This is a genomic window from Agrobacterium sp. SORGH_AS 787 (genome assembly GCF_030819035.1).
Lineage (GTDB): Bacteria > Pseudomonadota > Alphaproteobacteria > Rhizobiales > Rhizobiaceae > Agrobacterium > Agrobacterium larrymoorei_B.
The window spans coordinates 2,565,480-2,586,528 of sequence record NZ_JAUTBG010000002.1; the positions used below are offsets into that span (position 1 = coordinate 2,565,480).

17 protein-coding genes and 1 pseudogene are annotated in these 21,049 nt (G+C 58.1%); 8 read left to right on the forward strand and 10 right to left on the reverse strand.

The annotated features are described in order from the left end of the window. The first annotated feature begins 1 nt into the window (after position 1). Complete coding sequence (locus QE435_RS21680) at positions 2 to 421, forward strand: HIT family protein (protein WP_349042627.1); 420 nt, start codon at positions 2 to 4, stop codon at positions 419 to 421. Between the two features lie 134 nt (positions 422 to 555). Here the strand turns inward: QE435_RS21680 and eno are convergent, their stop codons facing one another. From eno to QE435_RS21695, 3 genes are all read right to left on the reverse strand, one after another. After that, a complete protein-coding gene (eno, locus tag QE435_RS21685) occupies positions 556 to 1,830 on the reverse strand; it encodes a phosphopyruvate hydratase (RefSeq protein ID WP_306933112.1) in 1,275 nt (424 codons plus the stop codon). A 217-nt stretch (positions 1,831 to 2,047) separates the two neighbouring features. After that, positions 2,048 to 2,896, reverse strand: coding sequence for a 3-deoxy-8-phosphooctulonate synthase (gene kdsA / locus QE435_RS21690; protein WP_349042628.1), 849 nt, complete (start codon positions 2,894 to 2,896; stop codon positions 2,048 to 2,050). A 134-nt stretch (positions 2,897 to 3,030) separates the two neighbouring features. Continuing rightward, positions 3,031 to 3,594 carry a hypothetical protein gene (locus QE435_RS21695; RefSeq protein ID WP_309771163.1) on the reverse strand — a complete coding sequence of 188 codons (564 nt, stop codon included), beginning with the start codon at positions 3,592 to 3,594 and terminating at the stop codon, positions 3,031 to 3,033. Positions 3,595 to 3,952: 358 nt separating this feature from the next. Here QE435_RS21695 and lexA point away from each other — a divergent pair, with 358 nt between their 5' ends. Then, positions 3,953 to 4,678, forward strand: coding sequence for a transcriptional repressor LexA (gene lexA / locus QE435_RS21700; RefSeq protein WP_349042629.1), 726 nt, complete (start codon positions 3,953 to 3,955; stop codon positions 4,676 to 4,678). Between the two features lie 318 nt (positions 4,679 to 4,996). On the opposite strand, the gene QE435_RS21705 is transcribed toward lexA, so the two are convergent. Continuing rightward, positions 4,997 to 5,395, reverse strand: a complete 399-nt coding sequence (locus QE435_RS21705; protein WP_306933118.1) for a GFA family protein — start codon at positions 5,393 to 5,395, stop codon at positions 4,997 to 4,999. Between the two features lie 234 nt (positions 5,396 to 5,629). Here QE435_RS21705 and QE435_RS21710 point away from each other — a divergent pair, with 234 nt between their 5' ends. After that, positions 5,630 to 6,319: a glutathione S-transferase family protein gene (locus tag QE435_RS21710; RefSeq protein WP_349042630.1), complete on the forward strand. Its 690-nt coding sequence runs from the start codon at positions 5,630 to 5,632 to the stop codon at positions 6,317 to 6,319. 10 nt (positions 6,320 to 6,329) lie between these two features. Here the strand turns inward: QE435_RS21710 and QE435_RS21715 are convergent, their stop codons facing one another. After that, positions 6,330 to 8,810 carry a ComEC/Rec2 family competence protein gene (locus QE435_RS21715; RefSeq protein ID WP_349042631.1) on the reverse strand — a complete coding sequence of 827 codons (2,481 nt, stop codon included), beginning with the start codon at positions 8,808 to 8,810 and terminating at the stop codon, positions 6,330 to 6,332. Between the two features lie 257 nt (positions 8,811 to 9,067). On the opposite strand from QE435_RS21715, the gene gltA reads away from it, so the two are divergent. Continuing rightward, entirely contained in the window at positions 9,068 to 10,357 is a 1,290-nt protein-coding gene (gltA, locus tag QE435_RS21720; protein WP_340195164.1) for a citrate synthase, read from the forward strand. Positions 10,358 to 10,562: 205 nt separating this feature from the next. Continuing rightward, complete coding sequence (locus tag QE435_RS21725; RefSeq protein ID WP_349042632.1) at positions 10,563 to 11,000, forward strand: PACE efflux transporter; 438 nt, start codon at positions 10,563 to 10,565, stop codon at positions 10,998 to 11,000. A 90-nt stretch (positions 11,001 to 11,090) separates the two neighbouring features. On the opposite strand, the gene QE435_RS21730 is transcribed toward QE435_RS21725, so the two are convergent. From QE435_RS21730 to QE435_RS21745, 4 genes are read right to left on the reverse strand one after another with little or no spacing between them, the layout of a single operon-like run. Next, positions 11,091 to 11,669: an ABC-type transport auxiliary lipoprotein family protein gene (locus QE435_RS21730; RefSeq protein ID WP_309771167.1), complete on the reverse strand. Its 579-nt coding sequence runs from the start codon at positions 11,667 to 11,669 to the stop codon at positions 11,091 to 11,093. A gap of 59 nt (positions 11,670 to 11,728) precedes the next feature. Continuing rightward, on the reverse strand, positions 11,729 to 13,099 hold the full coding sequence (locus tag QE435_RS21735) for an MlaD family protein (protein ID WP_309771168.1): 1,371 nt from the start codon (positions 13,097 to 13,099) through the stop codon (positions 11,729 to 11,731). Positions 13,100 to 13,101: 2 nt separating this feature from the next. Next, on the reverse strand, positions 13,102 to 13,941 hold the full coding sequence (locus QE435_RS21740; protein WP_349042633.1) for an ABC transporter ATP-binding protein: 840 nt from the start codon (positions 13,939 to 13,941) through the stop codon (positions 13,102 to 13,104). Positions 13,942 to 13,951: 10 nt separating this feature from the next. Next, positions 13,952 to 15,112 carry an MlaE family lipid ABC transporter permease subunit gene (locus QE435_RS21745; RefSeq protein ID WP_349042634.1) on the reverse strand — a complete coding sequence of 387 codons (1,161 nt, stop codon included), beginning with the start codon at positions 15,110 to 15,112 and terminating at the stop codon, positions 13,952 to 13,954. Between the two features lie 145 nt (positions 15,113 to 15,257). Here QE435_RS21745 and dgcA point away from each other — a divergent pair, with 145 nt between their 5' ends. Continuing rightward, positions 15,258 to 16,241 (forward strand): N-acetyl-D-Glu racemase DgcA, encoded by a 984-nt coding sequence (gene dgcA / locus QE435_RS21750; protein ID WP_349042635.1) that lies wholly within the window; start codon positions 15,258 to 15,260, stop codon positions 16,239 to 16,241. Positions 16,242 to 16,331: 90 nt separating this feature from the next. On the opposite strand, the pseudogene QE435_RS21755 reads toward dgcA, so the two are convergent. Next, positions 16,332 to 17,163 (reverse strand): annotated as a pseudogene (locus tag QE435_RS21755) (UDP-2,3-diacylglucosamine diphosphatase). A gap of 233 nt (positions 17,164 to 17,396) precedes the next feature. On the opposite strand from QE435_RS21755, the gene QE435_RS21760 reads away from it, so the two are divergent. Both QE435_RS21760 and QE435_RS21765 read left to right on the forward strand, forming a co-directional pair. Beyond that, positions 17,397 to 19,712: an NADP-dependent malic enzyme gene (locus QE435_RS21760; protein WP_306933141.1), complete on the forward strand. Its 2,316-nt coding sequence runs from the start codon at positions 17,397 to 17,399 to the stop codon at positions 19,710 to 19,712. A 147-nt stretch (positions 19,713 to 19,859) separates the two neighbouring features. After that, positions 19,860 to 21,029: a DUF2865 domain-containing protein gene (locus tag QE435_RS21765; protein WP_349042636.1), complete on the forward strand. Its 1,170-nt coding sequence runs from the start codon at positions 19,860 to 19,862 to the stop codon at positions 21,027 to 21,029. Positions 21,030 to 21,049: the final 20 nt, after the last annotated feature.

Consider the following 21,049-nt stretch of genomic DNA (forward strand, 5'->3'; position numbering starts at 1 on the left):
CGTGACAGCCTACGATGACAATAACATCTTCGCAAAAATCCTCCGGGGTGAAATCCCGTGCGTCAAGGTCTACGAAGACGACCATACACTCGCCTTCATGGACGTGATGCCCCAAGCCCCGGGTCACCTGCTGGTGATCCCGAAGACCGGCTCGCGCAATATTCTCGATGCCGATCCTGAGGTGCTGACAAAGACGATCCCCGTCGTTCAAAAACTCGCCGTCGCCACCAAGGACGCCTTCGATGCGGACGGCGTCTACATCGCGCAGTTCAACGAACCCGCCGCAGGCCAGACGGTCTTCCACCTGCACTTCCACGTCGTACCGCGCAAGGATGGAGAACCTCTGAAGCCTCACAGCGGCGCGATGGCCGATATAGAGGTACTCAAGGCTCACGCCGAAAAGATCAAGAAGGCACTTTAACGCGCCGCTACCCTCCACCGGTGGGTGGAGAGCAAAGTAAAGCAACACCCCAAAAGAAAAACCCGCCGAGGCCATCGGCGGGTTTTCTATTAATGGGTTCTCCGAAAGAACCCTCCTGTCATCTCGTAGCCAAATCAGCCGCGAAGAATGGAACGGCCAGCGTAAGCAGCCTGCGGACCCAGCATCTCTTCGATGCGGATCAGCTGATTATACTTTGCCAGACGGTCGGAGCGCGACAGCGAGCCGGTCTTGATCTGACCGCAGTTGGTGGCGACCGCGAGATCGGCAATCGTGGAGTCTTCCGTTTCACCCGAACGGTGAGACATGACCGCCGTGTAGCGGGCCTTGTGCGCTGTCTCGACAGCGTCGAGCGTCTCGGTCAGAGAACCGATCTGGTTGACCTTGACGAGGATGGAGTTGGCAACGCCCATCTTGATGCCGTCGCGCAGGCGCGCGGAGTTGGTGACGAAGAGGTCGTCGCCGACGAGCTGTACCTTGGAGCCGATCTTGTCGGTCAGGTACTTCCAGCCTTCCCAATCGTCTTCGGCCATGCCGTCTTCAATGGAGATGATCGGGTATTTGCCAGCGAGTTCTGCAAGGTAATCAGCCATGGCTTCCGGCTCGAGCGTACGGCCCTCGCCTTCCATCTCGTATTTGCCGTTCTTGAAGAACTCGGTCGACGCGCAGTCGAGAGCAAGGCCAACGTCGTCGCCCGGCTTGTAGCCAGCCTTTTCAACCGACTTCATGATGAAGTCCAGCGCTTCCGGCGCGCTCTTCAGGCCTGGCGCGAAACCGCCTTCATCACCCACATTGGTGTTGTGGCCCTGGGCTGCCAGTTCCTTTTTCAGAACATGGAAGATTTCCGCACCGATGCGCACCGCGTCACGGATGCTTTCCGCGCCGACCGGCATGATCATGAATTCCTGGAAGTCGATCGGGTTGTCGGCATGCGCGCCGCCATTGATGATGTTCATCATCGGAACGGGCAGCAGGTGGGCGTTCGGGCCGCCGACGTAGCGATAAAGCGGCAGGCCGGTCGTTTCGGCGGCAGCCTTGGCAACAGCCAGCGATACGCCGAGGATGGCGTTTGCGCCGAGGCGAGACTTGTTCGGCGTACCATCGAGCGCGATCAGCGTCTGGTCGATGTGGATCTGGCTTTCGGCATCGAAGCCACCAAGCGCATCGAAGATTTCGGTGTTGACGGCCTCGACGGCCTTTTCAACGCCCTTGCCGCCATAGCGTTGTCCGCCATCGCGCAGCTCGACTGCCTCGTGAGCGCCGGTGGATGCGCCAGATGGAACGGCGGCGCGACCGAAGGAGCCGTCTTCGAGGTACACATCGACCTCGACCGTGGGATTGCCACGGCTATCGAGGATTTCGCGTGCGATGATGTCGGTAATGGCTGTCATGGTCTCTCCCTTGGGACTGGAACAGATGAATTTCAGTCGCTTGTCTTAGAGCGCATCGGCAAAACTGTGAAGCCGTTTTCAGGCCGGATCGCGGATAAAGGTGACTGAAACGAGTCGGATGTCATTGCCGCTTCGCTGTAGACGAAGCGGAAGAATTTACAATGACGACGCCCCACATCAGGCGTCGCACCATAGATAAAAATTGGTTAGGCCAAAATCAGGCGGCCTTGGCGATAGCATCAAACGCCAGAAGCTTCTCCAGAAGCTTCGGCATGTCCTTCAGATGGACCATATTCGGACCATCGGACGGCGCATTGTCAGGGTCTTCATGGGTCTCGACAAACAGACCTGCAATGCCAACGGCAACCGCCGCACGCGACAATGTCTCAACGAATTCGCGCTGACCACCGGTCGACCCGCCCTGCCCGCCTGGCTGCTGCACGGAATGCGTCGCATCGAAAACCACCGGCGCGCCGAGCGAGGCCATGATCGGCAGCGAGCGCATATCGGAGACAAGCGTGTTGTAGCCGAAAGACGCACCGCGTTCGCAGAGAAGAACGTTCGGATTGCCGCTCTCATTCAACTTCGCCAGCACATTCTTCATATCCCAGGGCGCCAGGAACTGCCCCTTCTTCACATTGATCACGCGACCGGTCTTCGCGGCTGCGATGAGAAGATCGGTCTGGCGGCTAAGGAAGGCCGGGATTTGCAGAACATCGACGGTTTCGGCGACAATGGTGCATTGCTCTTCGGTATGGATATCCGTCAGTACCGGAAACCCGAATTCCTTCTTGAGATCGGCAAAGATCTCCATGGCCTTGCCGAGACCGATGCCGCGCTTGCCGGAGAGCGATGTGCGATTGGCCTTGTCGAAGGATGACTTATAGACAAGCCCGATGCCGAGCTTGCCACAAAGCTCATGGAGCGTGCCGGCAATCATGAAGGCGTGGTCGCGGCTCTCCATCTGGCACGGGCCGGCAATCAGCGAAAACCGTTCCGTGTTGGAAAAGGCGACAGCACCTTTGCCCTCGCCGGCGACCACTTTCAAATTGTTCTTCACAGTCATCTCATTCCTCACGACACATGCGCCGGACATCGCCGGCAACCGCTTAACTTGCGATGTTGCACAGGCATTATCAGCAAGTGCGCCACGTGTCACGGGATGAGGGAAGCTGCGGCCGGAGCACCGACCGCTGCCTTTTAGCCGGCATTCGCCCTCCGGACGACATCGGGATTGGCCTCTGAAAATTGCACGAACGGCCCGACCGCGCGCACGGCGTCGGAAAATCCAGCACTTCCCTTCAGCCCTTCCAATTCTTCAGGCTTGAAACCTTGCGCCAGCAACATGCGATAGACGTTCTCGCTGTTCTCACCACCGGAGGAAACCCAAGCCGGTAGCGATGCCTCCCAGGCCTTCTTCTCACGCTGGTTTCGGTCGGCAACGATGGCGAGCTTGATCAGTCCGCCGATCGGAATGGGAATACCGTTCACAGCTATATCGGGGACGAAGCTCGCCGGATGAACGCCACCAAGCGCGTGGTTCTTCAGAATCCTTGCACAGTTGTTGTCGCGCGTCGGCTCCTTGTTTTGCGAAACACGCTTCTGATTGAGCTGAACGATGAGCTTGCAGTTGGCCATCGTCGTGTTCAGGAGCAGCCGGTCATACTCCTTCCGCTTCAAGGCTTCCGGTGAATTGGGGTCGAGTGTCTGGCAACCGGCCAGCGCAATCAGCATTCCGATAAGGGTGAACCTAATGAGCTTCATAAAAATGTCCTTGCCCCAAGAAAAGACGCTACGAAGCAGCGCCGTGGAGCCCTGATGATTTTGTTGATAATGCTTCGAATGGCTTGGCCTTCATCCCACAGGATGACCGGATCGGATGATCCTCGAAGCAGCTCGTAGATACCCGTAAAAATGAGATCATCAACCTGGAGACGAAAAAGATACGCGACACCGTAAAGAAGCTATAAACTTCTACCATTGCGCGGATGACAGGACCGCGAATTGATCAGACGGAAACGTTTGCGGAATTTTAAGGGATTGCAGAACACATATGGAACATATAGTGTTCGTTCTGTATTTGTTTCACGAATCTTCGCCACGCATTCCAAGGGTTTTCTTCATGCTCACGCGCAAACAGCAGGAACTGCTTCTTTTCATTCATGAGCGAATGAAAGAGTCCGGCGTGCCCCCATCTTTCGATGAGATGAAAGATGCCCTCGATCTCGCCTCGAAGTCTGGTATTCACCGCCTGATCACTGCGTTGGAGGAGCGTGGCTTCATCCGCCGCCTGCCGAACCGGGCAAGAGCGCTGGAGGTCATCAAGCTTCCCGAAGCCTATTCCGCACCCTCACAGAAGCCGCCGCGCGGTTTCTCGCCAAGCGTGATAGAGGGTAGCCTCGGGAAAGCCAAACCGCAGGAGCCTGCCCCGGCCCAGAAGCCCGCAAACGATCAGAGCTCGTCCGCTGTCACCGTCCCTGTGATGGGACGCATCGCCGCCGGTGTGCCGATCTCCGCCATCCAGAACAACACCCACGATGTCGCCGTACCCGTCGATATGCTCGGTACGGGGGAGCACTACGCGCTCGAGGTCAAGGGCGACTCGATGATCGAGGCTGGCATTTTCGATGGCGATACCGTCATCATCCGCAACGGCAGCACCGCCAACCCCGGCGATATCATCGTTGCACTCGTAGACGACGAGGAAGCCACCTTGAAGCGCTTCCGTCGCAAGGGCGCTTCCATCGCTTTGGAGGCTGCAAACCCCGCTTATGAAACCCGCATCTTTGGACCTGATCGGGTCAAGATTCAGGGCAAGCTGGTCGGTCTCATTCGTCGCTATCATTGAGCGATAGCGAGCGGCGTTGGCGTTGCTCCCATCGCTTTCGAGGGGCAAGAACATCCCGAGTTGAACGTTAGAGGCAGGCGATTGGCCTGCCTTTAGGGTGATGATAGGCCTTTAACGTTTACTTTGGGTCATTCGCGGGCTCGGCCAGAGGATTCCTGTGTCAAGGTCTTATGGGTGGCCGGTTCAGTCCCGACCATGACCCGGAAAGGTTTTCGGGCCTTTGTCAGCAGTCGGAAGGCGGAATTGGACTGCCTGTTTATAGAGGCGCCCACATCTATGGTTTCAGCCTAAGGACGCCGCAGCATGTGACGCGTGACATCATCGCCCCTCCTCAGTCCTGCCGGTCGATTCTCGATCCTGATCATACTGTCGCAGCGTCGGGAAATCCGGCAACCAGGCTTCACGGCGGATCGTCCAAAGCTCGTAGGTCGGCTCGAACTGATCTGGTGAATCCAGAGAACCGATATTCACCTCGATTTCGTCGTCGCTTTTCCCAAAGACGGGCGAGCCGCAATTGGGGCAGAAGAAGCGGCCATTATAGCTGTGCGTTTCCCCTTCGATTGTCACGGCATCCTCAGGAAAGATCGCTGATGCGTGGAAGAGCGCGCCGTGATGTTTGCGGCAATCCATACAGTGACAAAGGCCGACACGGTAGGGCTTACCCACCATCGAAAGCCTCACCTTACCACAGGCACAACCGCCAGATTTGACGTCCATCTCGAACACTCCATTCACTTCATGTCTGCTCATCAAACCATGACGAGCGAATGAAGTTCATTCTGCTTCTGTCTCCAGACGCGTGAGAGCGGCGAACACATCAAATCATATGATATCTGACATGACAGACTAGGCCTGTATGTCCTCCCGCTCATGCGTTACGACCTTTGCAAGCACTTACGCTTTGGCCAATTGCCTGCGATACGAGCCGCCTTATCACCAAGAGGAGACAACATGTACGATCTCTACATCGCCAATAAGAACTACTCCTCCTGGTCGCTCCGGCCTTGGGTTCTAATGCGGACATTGAGCATCCCTTTCAATGAGCGCCTCGTCCCCTTCAACGATCCCGATCCAAAGAACAGCTTCATGCACTTCACCCCCTCCGGCAAGGTGCCCTGCCTGGTGGATGGCGATGTCACCGTCTGGGACTCGCTTGCAATCGTGGAATATCTCGCCGAACGGCATGATGGTGTTTGGGCTGAGGATGCCAAGGCGCGGGCCTGGTCGCGCTCTGCCGCCGCCGAGATGCATTCCGGCTTCCAATCCCTGCGCAATCTGCACCCGATGAGCGTAGGCTTGCGCATCCGGCCAGTCCCCGCAAGCGACGCGCTCCGCAAGGATATAGCGCGCATCGACACGCTCTGGCAGCAGGTGCTGGACACTTTTGGCGGACCGTTTCTGACCGGTGTCAATTTCACCGCCTTTGACGCCTTCTTCTGCCCCGTTGCCTTTCGCTTCCAGACTTACGGCACCGCACTGTCGCCAGCAGCGGAGGCTTACAAGACGCGCCTCCTTGGTTTGCCAGCGATGAGGGAATGGGAGCAGGCAGCGGTCTCTGAACCGTGGCGTGATCCGGAGCATGAGGAGGAAGCGCGGGCGTCGGGCGAGATCATTGAGGATCGGCGTTCAAACGCCGTTTAGAGGCAACGAGTTACGGCTCGGCCGCCAGCATCGTTTCAATATGCGGCGGCACCTCTCCGTCAAACGTCTTGCTGCGCCAGTCGTAAGCGCGGTGGACGGACCAGGGTCTGGCGACGCCTTGCATCGCCGCGCGTGCAGCCGCGACGGGCGCTCCACTTTCATTCAGCCAAAGCTCCAGCGAACCTGTCTTGCGTAATGTGGTGGCGCTGATCAATATCGCGCCTGAGCGACAAGTCGTGAAGGGCACGAAGCGCGAGGTGACGACGATATCCGCCACATCACAGGCGGTTCCGGTGAAGGCGGTGTTCGAAATGGCAGCGACCCTGACGCCAGTCTCATGCTGTCCCACGCACCACGCATTTCTCTGGCACGAGAAAACATTTGTCCGCTCGAGAGCCAGTAGCATCTTTTCGCGGGCCTGTTGCTTCTGCTGATCGGTCAGAACAGGTTGGCGGCGCGTCGATGCCTGTACCGTGGTCTCTTCATCGCTCGCTGCGTTGTCATCAAAGATGACAGGCGCCACATGCTTGTCTGGCAGCGGCACCGCCCTCGCCCACTGTTCATAGACAAATCCCTTCGCCTGACGCTTCGTTGTGGCGACGGCCTGATCCGTGCGAAATGCGACAAGAAGGCCATCCTCGTAGATCAAGAGGTCGGGCTTCGCCTTATTCAGCTCAACCGGCACCAACACGAGACCGGCAAGGAGAAAAGGAAGCCCCACGAGAGCGAGCCGTGTCCGCAGCAAAGTCAGCAGAAGAAAACCGACCGTAGAGACGATGAGAAACCAGGGGTGCTGCCGCCCGATTGTGGCGTCTCCGCCCCAGCTGGATACGGTTTTGGCAATGTCGATCACCATCGCCATGCCGTAACCCATCAGCTTCAGGAACGGTGCGTCGAGACCGAAGGGCATTAGCAGCATGGCAATCAGCGCAGATGGCATGACGATGATGGACATGACCGGCATAGCCGCGAGATTGGCGGCCAGGCCATAGGTGGTGATCCGGTGGAAATGCTCGATGGAGTAAATCGCGGTCGAGACGCCTCCGATCAGCGAGGTGATGACCACCCCCCCAACAATGGTACCCGCTTTGGAGGATGCCACCAGCCACAAGGGTGGTCGCGCAACAATGAGACGCTCTCGATTGCCCCGCCATCTGCTCCAGAACGAATACGCCGCAACCAGTGCCAGCGTTGCGGCAAAGGACATCTGGAAACTCGGACCCATGATCTCGTGCGGCGAAATCGCAATGATGACGATTGCGGCAAGCGCGACATTGCGAAGGCTGATCGACGGCCGGTTCACGAGAACCGCGGCTAGCATGATCGACATCATCAGCCATGCCCGCTCGGCGGAAACGGCAAAACCTGAGATCAAGTAATAGGCGAATGTCATCAACAGCGCCGCAAATGCCGAGATCTTCTTCACGGGATAGCGTTGCGAGAAACCCGGAAGAAGGCTGAAAACCATGCGCATGCCAACGAAGAAGATGCCGGAGGCCAGCGCCATGTTGAGCCCGGATATAGCGACGATATGGGCGAGCCCCGACACACGCAACGCTTCCATTGTTTCACTGGAAATCGCACGGCGCTCGTCCGTGATGATCGAGGCCGCAAAAGCGCCCGCATCACCGCCGATGACGCTGCGTATGCGTTCCGCAATGGCGGAGCGCAACGCGTAAAGCCAGGAATCGGCTGCGTCTAACCAGCTGTCTTTGTCCTCGCTCTCCCTTTGCGTCGGCAAGGCCGTGGGTGCGCTATAAAAGAATCCGGTTGCACCAATCCCGTCGAAATAGGCGGAAAATGCAAAGTCGTTGAGGCCGGGCAGCGCGGGACCGGATGGTGGCGAAAGACGCGCCTTGCCGGTAATACCGGCCCCAACCGCGATGGGTTGTTCGCGACTGCGGGCGAGAACAGAGATCCGGTTTGGCAGCCGTGCCAGAGAGGGACCACTCGTCGAAGTCAGGGCAATCGTATAGCGCCAGTAGCCCTTGGCATCCACCTCCCGCCTCTCCACTGTGCCAGTAATTGTAGTGGTCACGGCACTGTCGAGAACCGTCGTCCCTGCACGGCGGGTCTCCCAGTTCGCTAGCAACATGCCAAGCAGCAGAAGTGCAAGCACGGCAACCATGAACGAGACCACGGTTTGTCGATGACGCATGATAATGGCAATGGGGATGACGCAAAGGCTGCTTACAAAGAGAACGACGTCGGACGGTGGAGAGGAAAGCGAAAACCAGAGTGCCGCGCCCGCGCCGACCAGCACAGGGATGAAAAGGAAGCCCTGCCGGTACTGGAGCTCCTCGGCGATGCAGCGCGATAAGGTCGATCGCAATCGCTGCGCAAAGCCTTGATGCGCAGGATGCGGTGGAGAGAAGATTACAATATCGGTACTCGCCAGACCGGCAGGCAAATTGATGCCATCGAGCTCGACCCTCGCAGGCGTGCCCGTCTCCAGCAAGCGGAACTGCTGCCGTTCCCCGTACTCGTTCAAGTGCCGCCCCTCGGTCCCTTAGGCCAATTTGCAGCCTCGCGATTCGGATTGCAATCCAGCGCGCCGATTAAGGAAGCATTGACTTAAAACGAAACAGTAAAGTGGCAAAATCGATTAGATGGGCATATTCCAATTCCGCGATGCACAATTTGCCTTTTGGATAGCTTGGCATCGTCGCACGGATCATATAGCTAAATCCGTGACGCTTAATTGGCCGATGCGTCAACCCGCATCGCCTGCATATTCGGAGGTATGGTATGACGGAAAAAAGCGCTACAGTGACCCTCGGCGACAAGACGGTCGATCTTCCTGTACGAGAAGGTACGATTGGCCCGCACGTCGTCGATATCGGCACTCTGTACAAACACACCGGCTCCTTCACCTACGATCCCGGTTTCACCTCTACCGCCTCGTGCGAATCCAAGATCACATATATCGATGGTGATGAAGGCGTTCTGCTGCACCGCGGTTACCCGATCGAGCAGCTTGCCGAACAGGGCGACTTCCTCGAGACCTGCTATCTGCTGCTTTACGGCGAACTGCCGACGACGGCTCAGAAGAAGGACTTCGACACCCGTGTGACGCGTCACACCATGGTGCATGAACAGATGAGCCGCTTCTTCACCGGCTATCGTCGCGACGCCCACCCAATGGCTGTCATGTGCGGCACCGTCGGCGCTCTCTCCGCCTTCTACCACGACTCGACGGACATCACCGATCCGCACCAGCGCATGGTTGCTTCCCTGCGCATGATCGCCAAGATGCCGACGATCGCGGCCATGGCCTACAAGTACCATATCGGCCAGCCCTTCGTTTACCCGAAGAACGATCTCGATTACGCATCGAACTTCCTGCACATGTGCTTTGCCGTTCCGTGCGAAGAGTACAAGGTGGACCCAGTTCTGGCCCGCGCCATGGATCGCATCTTCATCCTTCATGCCGACCATGAGCAGAACGCGTCCACCTCGACCGTTCGTCTGGCCGGTTCCTCGGGCGCAAACCCGTTCGCATGTATTGCAGCCGGCATTGCCTGCCTCTGGGGCCCCGCTCACGGCGGCGCCAACGAAGCAGCGCTGAACATGCTGAACGAAATCGGCACCGTCGATCGTATTCCTGAATACATCGCCCGCGCCAAGGACAAGAACGATCCGTTCCGCCTGATGGGCTTTGGCCACCGCGTCTACAAAAACTACGATCCGCGCGCCAAGATCATGCAGAAGACGATGTACGAAGTGCTGGAAGCCACCGGCAACTCCGACGATCCGATCATGCAGGTCGCTCTCGAACTCGAGAAGATCGCGCTTTCGGACCCCTACTTCGTCGAGAAGAAGCTGTACCCGAACGTCGACTTCTATTCCGGCATCACGCTCAAGGCGCTTGGCTTCCCCACGACCATGTTCACGGTTCTCTTCGCTCTCGCCCGCACCGTCGGCTGGATTGCTCAGTGGAACGAGATGATCGAAGATCCGCAGCAGCGTATCGGTCGCCCGCGCCAGCTCTACACCGGTGCTGCAAAGCGCGACTACGTTCCGGTTTCCAAGCGCTAAACCGCTTCCGGACATTGAAAAAAGAAGAAGCGTCTCCTGCGAGGCGCTTTTTTTATGCGCTAAGCGCTGGGTGCTGAATCGGCCTGAGAGGGGAAGACTTGAAGCAAACCCGGCTTCCGCTTATATCGTCGGGGCGAGGACGACCTCGGCCATGTCGGCAACAGCATTCGGGACGGCCCGATTTGGTTATCTCGGGAGTTTCCCCATGCGCAGCATAGGCGATCGTATACGCCACGCCCTCAGCTTTGAAATTATCGGCCTTGCTCTCGTCATTCCACTTGGCGCGGTCGTCTTCCATATGCCGATGAGCGACATCGGCATTGTCGGCATCGTCAGCGCCACTGTCGCAACGGCTTGGAATTATCTCTACAATCTCGGCTTCGACCACACCTTGCAGGGCCTGCGTGGCACGACGCTGAAGACGCCAACAATCCGCGTCGTCCATGCCGTTCTATTCGAGCTTGGACTTCTGATCGTCCTGATGCCTTTCATCGCCTGGTACCTCGGCATCGGCATCATCCACGCGCTTATCATGGACGTATCCTTCGCGCTGTTTTACGTCGTCTACGCTTTCGTCTTCAACTGGGCTTACGACACGATCTTTCCCCTGCCGGAATGGCGGAAAGAAGCGACAGCCAAATGAGCCTTCGGGTTTGACCCAAATGCGATCGCAAAGAAAAACGCCGCGTATCGTATGATGTCGCGGCGTTCATCTTTCAATATTGGACGCCAATTAAAGCGCCTTCAACGTCCAGGCCACAATCTCGCGAGACGCGGCAGCGAAAGCCGAGTCCAGCGCCTTGACGAGGTTGGCATTGCCCGTGCCGCTGACACGTGTGCTCGCCCGGAACACGTTCTGCGCCCGAACGGTGCCGTTGCGATCATTCAGCAACTGTACCGAAATCTCGATATTGGCGACATTATTCTTGGTGTCGATCTCGAAGGCGCGGATATCGGTCACGACCTGATAGTCGATCGCCAGTCCCTGCCCTGGACGCCCGACACCGCCGAGGCGACCCGTATCCTGGAAGGCCTCGACCAGCTTCGACTGCACCATGCGCGGCAGGCGGTCGCTCCATTGCGAATTCGCGAGATACTGAACCTCCGAATTGGAAAGCCTTACAACGATATTCTCGCTGTCCAGTGCCTTCAAGGCGGTCGGTTCCGCGATCAGAAGCTGGCGCGACTTCAGCGATGGCGCCTGCGTTACAGGTGCCGGCGACACGGACAAATCGAACGTATCGTTCTTGGCACCGCCGCCACAGCCCGCCAGGAGTGCACCAAGAAGGGGCATCATCAGAGCAAACTTCATCGAAGTCGGGACAAGTCCCCGCACGTCCATCGGTGAAATCATAGAACCACTACCCCCCATCAACGCCGTGTCCGGCCATCATATTGTTTTACGTTCTCGCCACCGAAGATCAGACGCTGCGGATCGCGGTCGAAATTGGTGATCGTATTGTTGAGATTGTCGACCGTCTGGCGCGTATTGTTGATCAGCGCCTGGAAGTCTCTCAAACCCGAATTCGAGAACCGCGTAAGATTGTCGGCAATCGGACCAATACGCGCATTGAGGTTGTCCGCCACAGCCTTGAAGGAAGCGAGCGTCTCACGCGCCTTGGCAAAAAGCGAATTGGCGTCATCGGTTCCAAGCATGCCATCGACTTTCGCTAGAATGCCGTCGACGCGACTGGAAGCCAAGTTCAGCTTGCGAGACATGTCGGTGAAGTCGGCAATCGCCTGATCGATATCCTGGCGGCGCGTCCCAACGTCATCGGCGATCTGACGGAACGTCGAAATTGCCTGACGTGCGTCAGCGGTTGCGGCTGACACGTCGTCCACCGTGTTGCTGACCTTGGCCGCATCGACAGAAGCCAGCAACTCGTCCGCGCGTTTCACCACGGTCTGAACTTCAGCGCTAGCCTGCTCGAAATTGCGAGACGTGCGCTGGACGGTGTCCATGACATCCTGAATGCCACCGGATGAGGCCGCAACGTCCGACGTAACCTTGTCGACATTGGTGAGGATCGAATCGATCTTCTGCGAGTCCACCGCCTTCACCAGATCTTCGACCGCCGTCAGCGTGCCATCGAGACGAACGGACACCGACTGCACGGTGGTCGACAGCGAGCTCAGGCTTTCGAGGAAGTTTTCGATTCCGTCGGAATTAGAAGCCAGTGCAGCGGAGAATTTCTCGGCATTGCGAACGGTTTCCGTCAACGGTCCGCGCGCATCCTGCACGAAGCCCTGCAGCTCACCGATCGCCCCATCCGCACGCTTGAGGATCTTGTCGGCTGTTGCCAAGAGGTTGGTCACGCTCGATAAATCAGCCGTCAGTTCAGCAGGAACACCGGTCTCAAACGACTTCTGGAGAATCCGCTCTTCATTGCTGCGTCCGCCGGAAAGCTCGATATAGGCAGCGCCCGTCAGGCCCTGGATTTCCAGAACGGCACGGGTGGATGGAAAGACCGGCGCATCCGCCTGCACTTCCGTGTAGGCAATCGAGTAAGCCGGATCGTCACGGTCGATCGAAAGACCACGCACCGTACCAACGGGAATACCGTTGAACCGCACGGGAGAACCAACAGACAAGCCGTTTGCCGAGCCGGGGATGCGGATCGTCAGCTGTGCTGTGGGACCGCCACGACCGAACTCGGCCATCCAATAAACGAAGCCAAACGCCGCCGCGACCACGATGAGCGTGAAGATACCGACAATGGTGTAATTCGCCTTGGTTTCCATGCCTATCCGTTACTCCCCGGAATCTGTTGCGTGCCATCCGGAAGGACGACGGCGCGAGCCCGCTTTCCGCGGAAATATGATTGGACCCAAAGATCGTCGTTATTGAACATATCCTCAAGTGTACCTTCGACTGCCACCTTGTTGTTGCCGAGAACGGCGATGCGGTCGCAAACTGAAAACAGGCTGTCGAGATCGTGGGTCACCATGTAGACGGTCAGACCCATCGAATCGCGCAGGCGCGCAATCAGCATATCAAATTCTGCAGCACCGATCGGATCGAGACCCGATGTCGGCTCGTCCAGGAAAACCAGATCCGGATCGAGCGCCAGAGCGCGCGCTAGCGCTGCGCGCTTGATCATACCGCCCGAGAGTTCGGAAGGAAACTTGTCGCCCGCATCCGGCTTCAGACCCACCATCTCGATCTTCAAGGCAGCAAGCTCATCCATGAGCTTTTGCGGCAGATCGAGATATTCGCGCATCGGCAGTTGAATGTTCTCTTTCACGGTCAAACCGGAGAACAACGCACCTTGCTGGAATAGAACGCCAAGACGCGTATCGAGCGCCATGCGCTCTTCATCCGATGCCTTGTCGTAATCCGTACCGAGAATCTTGATGGTGCCGCCCTGGCGCGGCAGAAGCCGCAGCACCGTACGCATCAATACCGACTTGCCTGCACCGGACGGGCCGATGAAGCCGAGGATTTCACCGCGATAGACATCGAGATCGAGATGATCGAGCACCACCTTATCGCCAAAGCTGACGGTCACGCCTTGGACCGAGAGCACGACTTCGCGATCCTCGTTGCTGGCTTTCTTGTTGTCGACTGCTTGCCCTTGATCCACAGCCCTCTCCTCAGAAATCGATGGCTGAATAGAAGATGGCAAAGACGGCATCGACGAGGATCACGACGAAGATCGACTTGACCACCGATGACGTCACGTGCTGACCGAGCGATTCCGCGCTGCCGCCAACCTTCATACCTTCGACGGCTGCAACGATGCCGATGATAAGAGCCATGAACGGCGCCTTTATCATGCCGGACGCGATCGTCGAGCTTTCAACAGCGGCATGAAGACGCGAGAGAAACACTTCGAAGGTGATGCCGGAGTAGAGCAACGACACGATGGCAGCGCCAAACAGTGCAGAGAAATTGGCGATGATGGTGAGAAGCGGCAAGGCGATGGTCAGCGCCACCAGACGCGGGAACACCAGAACGCCCACCGGGTTGAGACCGATGACCTTGAGCGCATCGATTTCCTCGCGCATCTTCATCGAACCGATTTCAGCGGTGATCGCACTGCCGGACCGACCCGCGATCATGATGGACGTCAGAAGAACGCCGATTTCGCGCAGCTGCAGAATACCCACAAGGTCGACAACGAAGACTTCGGCGCCGAAGTACCGCAACTGGAACGCGCCCTGCTGGGCGATGATCGCACCGATCAAGAACGACATCAGCGTAATGATGGGCACCGCTCGAACGCCCATGTGATCGATCTGGTTGACGATAGCCGCCGGTGAAACACCCCGCCCTCGGCCAAGCTTCATCTGCGCGCCACGAACGGCAGAGCCGAGAATGAACATGCCCGCCATGAAGTCCGACCCTGCCTGGATGACATTGCGTCCAATGGGATCAAAAATACGGCTGACGATGCTTTGCTTGTGCGTATCCTTTGGCGGCAGCGGCGCTTCATCGGGAAGCGAGTTGATGATCTCCTCGACCTTCTCGTTGCCCTCGAAGCTCACCTCCGAACCGGACTTCTCCAGGCGACTGCGCAGCCGGTGGAGGATCCACGCACCCGTCGTATCGATATTATCGACACCGGAAAGGTCGATCCTGATCGGCCCAGACGCACCTGCTTTTTCGATTTTTTCGAGTTCGGGCAGCACGGAAGAGATATTTGCATTGCGCCAGGAACCGGAGAGCACATAGCGCACACCGCCGCGCTCCGCGTTATTATCCGCCGAGATTGCAGCCTGTTCCACCCGCTTGCCTGGTTCCTGTTCTTGCATATTTCTCCGAGCGAATGCAGCTTACTGAAAGATTCTCTTGACGATTCATATCGTTTGCCGGACCAGCAAGCCACAGCGGTGCACCGTAAATGGATACATATTTTGCAGGTTCCATGGTTTTCCCCCCAACTATAAGGCAATTTTGATGGGCCGTTACCTCGAAGCCACAGCACAAGTCTTCCCGGTTGCAGGAAGCTTCACCATTTCGCGCGGAAGCCGCACCGAAATCAACGTGGCGACGTGCACCATCACGCAGGATGGCGTCAAAGGTCAGGGAGAATGCGTCCCCTACCCGCGCTATGGAGAAACAATCGACGGCGTTCTGGCAGATATTGAAGCGGCGGCGAAGGCGATCGCCTCCGGGCTCGACAAAGAGCATCTTCAGCAAGCGATGAAGCCGGGTGCCGCACGCAATGCCGTCGACTGCGCTTTATGGGATCTGGAAGCGAAACTCTCCGGCAAACCGGCTTCGTCCCACTTTTTGCCGTCGGTACCGACGCCGCTTCTGACCGCCTATACGATTTCGCTTGCCGATGCCGAGACGATGGCGACGAAAACAAGAGAGAACGCCCATCGTCCACTGTTGAAGATCAAGACCGGGACCGAGGACGACGAGGCGCGGTTACGCGCCGTTCGCGCAGCGGCACCGGATGCCAGGATCATCGTCGATGCCAATGAGGGATGGCGTGAAGAAAACATCGAGCACCACATGGCCATCGCGGCGGAACTGGGCATCTCGCTTATCGAGCAGCCTCTTCCCGCAGGAAATGACGCGTTTCTCGCAACGATAAAACGCCCCGTTGCCATTTGCGCGGATGAGAGCGTTCATCTCACCAGAGACCTGGCGTCGCTTCGAGATCGCTATGACGCGATCAACATCAAGCTCGACAAGACGGGCGGCCTCACCGAAGCGCTGGTGATGAAGCAGGAGGCCGAGCGCTTGGGATACACGATCATGGTGGGCTGCATGCTGGGAACGTCGCTTGCCATGGCGCCCGCCGTCCTTCTGGCACAGGACACCGCCTTTGCGGATCTGGACGGCCCGCTGCTCCTGGCGCGCGATCGAGAGCCGGGTCTCGTCTATGACGGATCTTTCGTGCATCCGCCGCACCCCGAATTATGGGGATAAACGCACCGTTGGAGCGCCCTTCAAATTCAAGCACCCCGCTTTTTGACATCGGCTCCGATTCCCGGGCCGATGCTGTCGGGAGAGACCTTATCAAGCCGCCTTGGAGTCGATCAGCTTGGGGAATGCGACCGGCTCCATTTGGCGAACCGTCGGCTCTGCCGTCGTCTCACTGGTCTGCATCCAGGTGATCAGTTCGAAGGTGCCGTCCATGGTCTCGGCAATTGCCGTGCAGCTTTCCCACCCAGTCACCTGTATTGATGTAGCGGATCCCGTCGATATCCTCCATCACCGCATGGTGAATATGGCCGCAGATCACGCCATCCACCTTGTTGCGCCGGGCTTCATCGGCCACCACGCGCTGGAACTCGCCGATGAAGTTGACCGCATGCTTCACCTGCAGCTTGGCCCAGGCGGAGAAGGACCAGTAAGGCAGGCCGATGCGGCGGCGAACGGCTGCGATTGCGACATTGATGGCGATGGCCGCATCGTAAGCCCAGTCACCGAGATAGGCGAGAAGGCGTGCATTGCGCACAACGACATCGAACTCGTCCCCATGCAGCACGAGATACTTCTTGCCGTCTGCCGCCTCGTGGATCATGCGCTCGGCCACTTCGATGCCGCCGAAATGGGTGCCGGGAAACTCCCGCAGGAATTCGTCGTGGTTTCCAGGGATATAGACAATGCGCGCGCCCTTGCGCGCCTTGCGCAAAAGCTTCTGCACTACGTCATTGCAGCCTTGCGGCCAGTACCAGCTGCGACGAAGGCGCCAACCGTCGATAATGTCCCCGACCAGAACGATCGTGTCCGCTTCGTGATACTTCAAAAAGTCCAGCAGGAAATCCGTCTTGGCCGCTTTCGAGCCAAGATGCACATCGGAAATGAAGAGCGTCCTGAAGTGTCTGGTTTCGGTCTGCGTGGCCATGGTCTCATCCCCTCGTCTCATGAAAGGCGTTTGGAAATCTTTCATCTTTTGGAAAAACAGACTCGTGTTTCAGCAAGATGACAAAGCGGCATTTCCATGGTCTGACGCTGGTCTTTTTGCGAATATCGACTTTCGCGCTTTTGCATGCCACGCGCCAAATAAACGGCTGTACCGTCGGACTGTTTGCTGTATGCAAAGACCTTCGCGAAAATTGAAATAAAGCGGTGAAAAAGATGAGTTCTCAGGACAAGGGCACGACGCAAAACAAGAGCAGCAATGCGGATCTGGATGAGCAGGCGCTCTTCTACCACCGCTATCCGCGCCCGGGTAAACTCGAAATTCAGGCTTCCAAGCCGCTCGGCAACCAGCGCGACCTGGCACTTGCCTACTCACCGGGCGTCGCGGCCCCGTGCCTTGCCATTCATGAAAATCCGGAAACTGCGGCCGAGTATACGGCGCGCGCAAACCTGGTGGCTGTGATTTCGAACGGCACCGCCGTGCTCGGCCTCGGCAATATCGGCCCGCTGGCGTCCAAGCCGGTCATGGAAGGCAAGGCCGTTCTTTTCAAGAAATTTGCCGGTATCGACGTCTTCGATATCGAAATCGACGCGCCCGGCATCAACGATATGGTCTCCACCATCTCCGCCCTTGAGCCCACCTTCGGCGGCATCAACCTTGAAGACATCAAGGCTCCTGAGTGTTTCGAAGTCGAGCGTCAACTGCGCGCCAAGATGAACATCCCGGTCTTCCATGACGACCAGCACGGAACGGCAATCATCGTTGCCGCAGCCGTTACCAATGCCTTGGAACTCGCCGGCAAGTCCTTGTCCGACGTCAAGATCGTTGCGTCCGGTGCCGGTGCCGCGGCCCTCGCCTGCCTCAACCTGCTGGTCGTGATGGGTGCCAAGCGCGAAAACATCTGGGTCCACGATATTGAAGGCCTCGTTTATGATGGCCGCAACACGCTGATGGACGAGTGGAAGGAAGTCTACGCGCAGAAAACCGACAAGCGCGCGCTGGCAGAATCCATCGATGGCGCGGACGTGTTCCTCGGTCTGTCGGCCGCTGGTGTTCTGAAGCCGGAGCTGCTGGCGAAGATGGCGGAAAAGCCGCTGATCCTGGCGCTCGCCAATCCAAAGCCCGAAATCATGCCGGAGGAAGCGCGTGCCGCGCGTCCCGATGCGATGATCTGCACTGGCCGTTCGGATTTCCCGAACCAGGTCAACAACGTTCTCTGCTTCCCTTACATCTTCCGTGGTGCGCTGGATTGCGGCGCAACCAGCATCAATGAAGAAATGAAGATGGCGGCTGTGCGCGCGATCGCCGAACTGGCGCGCGAGGAAGTCTCCGAGGTTGCAGCCAAGGCCTATAGCGAAGAGACACCGATCTTCGGCCCGAACTACCTCATCCCTTCGCCTTTCGACCCGCGTCTTATCCTGCGCATTGCGCCCGCCGTTGCGCGTGCTGCGGCCGCAAGCGGCGTCGCTTCGCGACCCATCACCGATTTCGATGCCTATCTCGATCAGTTGAACCGCTTTGTCTGGCGTTCCGGCTTCATCATGAAGCCGATCTTCAACAGTGCCAAGAGCGCGGAAAAGAAGCGCATCATCTTTGCCGAAGGCGAAGACGAGCGCGTGCTGCGGGCCGCTCAGGTTCTTCTGGAGGAAGGTACAGGCATCCCGATCCTGATCGGCCGTCCGCAGATCATCGAAACGCGCCTGAAGCGCTTCGGCCTGCGCATCCGCCCGAACGCTGATTTTGCCGTAGTCAATCCGGAAGACGATCCGCGCTACCGCGGGTATGTCGATGATTACTTCGCGCTTGTCGGTCGTGCTGGTATCAACCCGGAAGCGGCGCGCACGATCGTGCGTACCAACACCACTGTCATCGGCGCCCTCTCGGTCAAGCGTGGCGAGGCCGATGCTCTGATCTGCGGTCTGGAAGGACGCTTCGACCGCCATCTGCGCGACGTCAACCAGATCATCGGCAAGCGCGAAGGCGTGCAGTCTTTTGCCGGTCTGAGCCTGCTGATCACCCAGCGTGGCGCGCTGTTCATGACCGACACCTTCGTCAATTACGATCCGAGTTCGGAAGACGTCGCCGAAATGGCGATCCTCGCGGCCAAGGAAATCAAGCGCTTCGGCATCACACCGAAGATCGCGCTCGCCAGCCATTCGAACTTCGGTTCGCGCGATTCCGCAAGCGCCCGCAAAATGCGCGCCGCACTTCAACTCGTCCGCGACAAGGCGCCAGAACTGGAAATCGATGGCGAAATGCAGGGCGGTTCGGCATTGTCCGAAATACTGCGCAAGCGCGCCATGCCCAATAGCGCTTTGTCCGGTGAGGCAAACCTGTTGGTCTTCCCGAACCTCGATTCTGCCAATATTTCGCTCGGCATCGTTCGCACGATGACGGAGGGCCTACATGTCGGGCCAATCCTGCTTGGCACGGCCTTGCCGGCACACATCCTGTCGCCCACTGTCACATCGCGCGGCGTGGTCAACATGGCAGCGCTTGCAGCCGTCCAGGCTTCACACCCTTCGGTGTGATGGTCGCGAGCGACGAAGATAGTGCGTCACTTCGAATTAACGCAATTTTGAAACTGCTGTTGCCGCATTGCGGCACAGCCCTATGCTATCCTGAACTTAATCCTAACGCGAACGTTGGTGGTTGATGTTGAAAGGGATGCCGACTGAATGCTGACGGGCCTGCAGAAATCGAAGGGGCGCACGGCGCCACGCCGTAACCGTCTCATCGGTTCCGTGATAGCGGCATTTCTCATCGCGCCCCTTGCCGCCGAGGCGCAGGACATCTGCGAAACGCTTGAGGCCCAGCTCAGGCAACCAGCAGAGTCCACCCAGGTTATCGGCACCACAGCGCAGGTCCGGCAATTTGCCAATGCGCTGACGCAGCAGAACCTCGTGATCCGGCGCATCAAGAACGATCTGCGAAGCTATGGCTGCTCCTCCGGCAGCGTTATCGTTTATGGAAACCCGAATGCGCAAATCTGCGGTGACATCGCGGATGCACTGGCGCAGGCCGAAGCCGAGCGGGACATGATTGCTCAAGACCGCAATCGTATGCTCGCGAGCCGTCGCACCGAAGCGGCTGATCGTTGGGATCGCATCATGGCAGCGCTTGATGCGGAGGGCTGCCTTGATCGTCGTCCACCCGATTATGCGTCGACCGACCCGGGATTGGATGCTCAACCCCGCGGCTACACCGATCCCTTCAACGACAACCAAAGGGACATCGGCAACTACGGCCCGACACCAGATATGCCGACCGAGGGTGGCTTGAGGACGCTCTGCGTGCGCACCTGCGACGGGGCCTTCTTCCCCATATCCTCCAACGCCACGCCGATGGATTTCGGCGCTCAGGCTGCGCAATGCGAGCGCATGTGTCCCGGCACCGAAACGGAACTCTTCTACCATTCCATGGTCGGACAAGAGAGTTCGGATATGGTGTCAGCCAAGACCGGTCAGCCTTACAAGTCTATGCCAACAGCCTTTGCCTATCGCAACGGCTCACCGGCGACACGCTCTCCCTCCTGTTCATGCAACATGGCGGCCTATCATCAAGAGATGAAGAAGCAGAATGAACAGGCGAGCGCACCACAATCGTCTCCTGATCGATCCTATTCCGGGATCACCCGGATTCCCGCGCCGAAGACCGAGAACCCCAAACCGGCTTCGCCAGAACCTGCTCCGCAGGTCGAGGCCAAGGCTCCCCCTGCTCCCGAGAGGGACTACGACCCGAAAAACAGCAAGGTGCGTATCGTCGGGCCACAATTCCTCCCCGAAGAGACAAGCCGCATCGACCTGAAAAATCCCGCCCTGAAGGGTGCGCAGCCTCAGCAGGAATAGAACCGCATGCGGACCCTCAC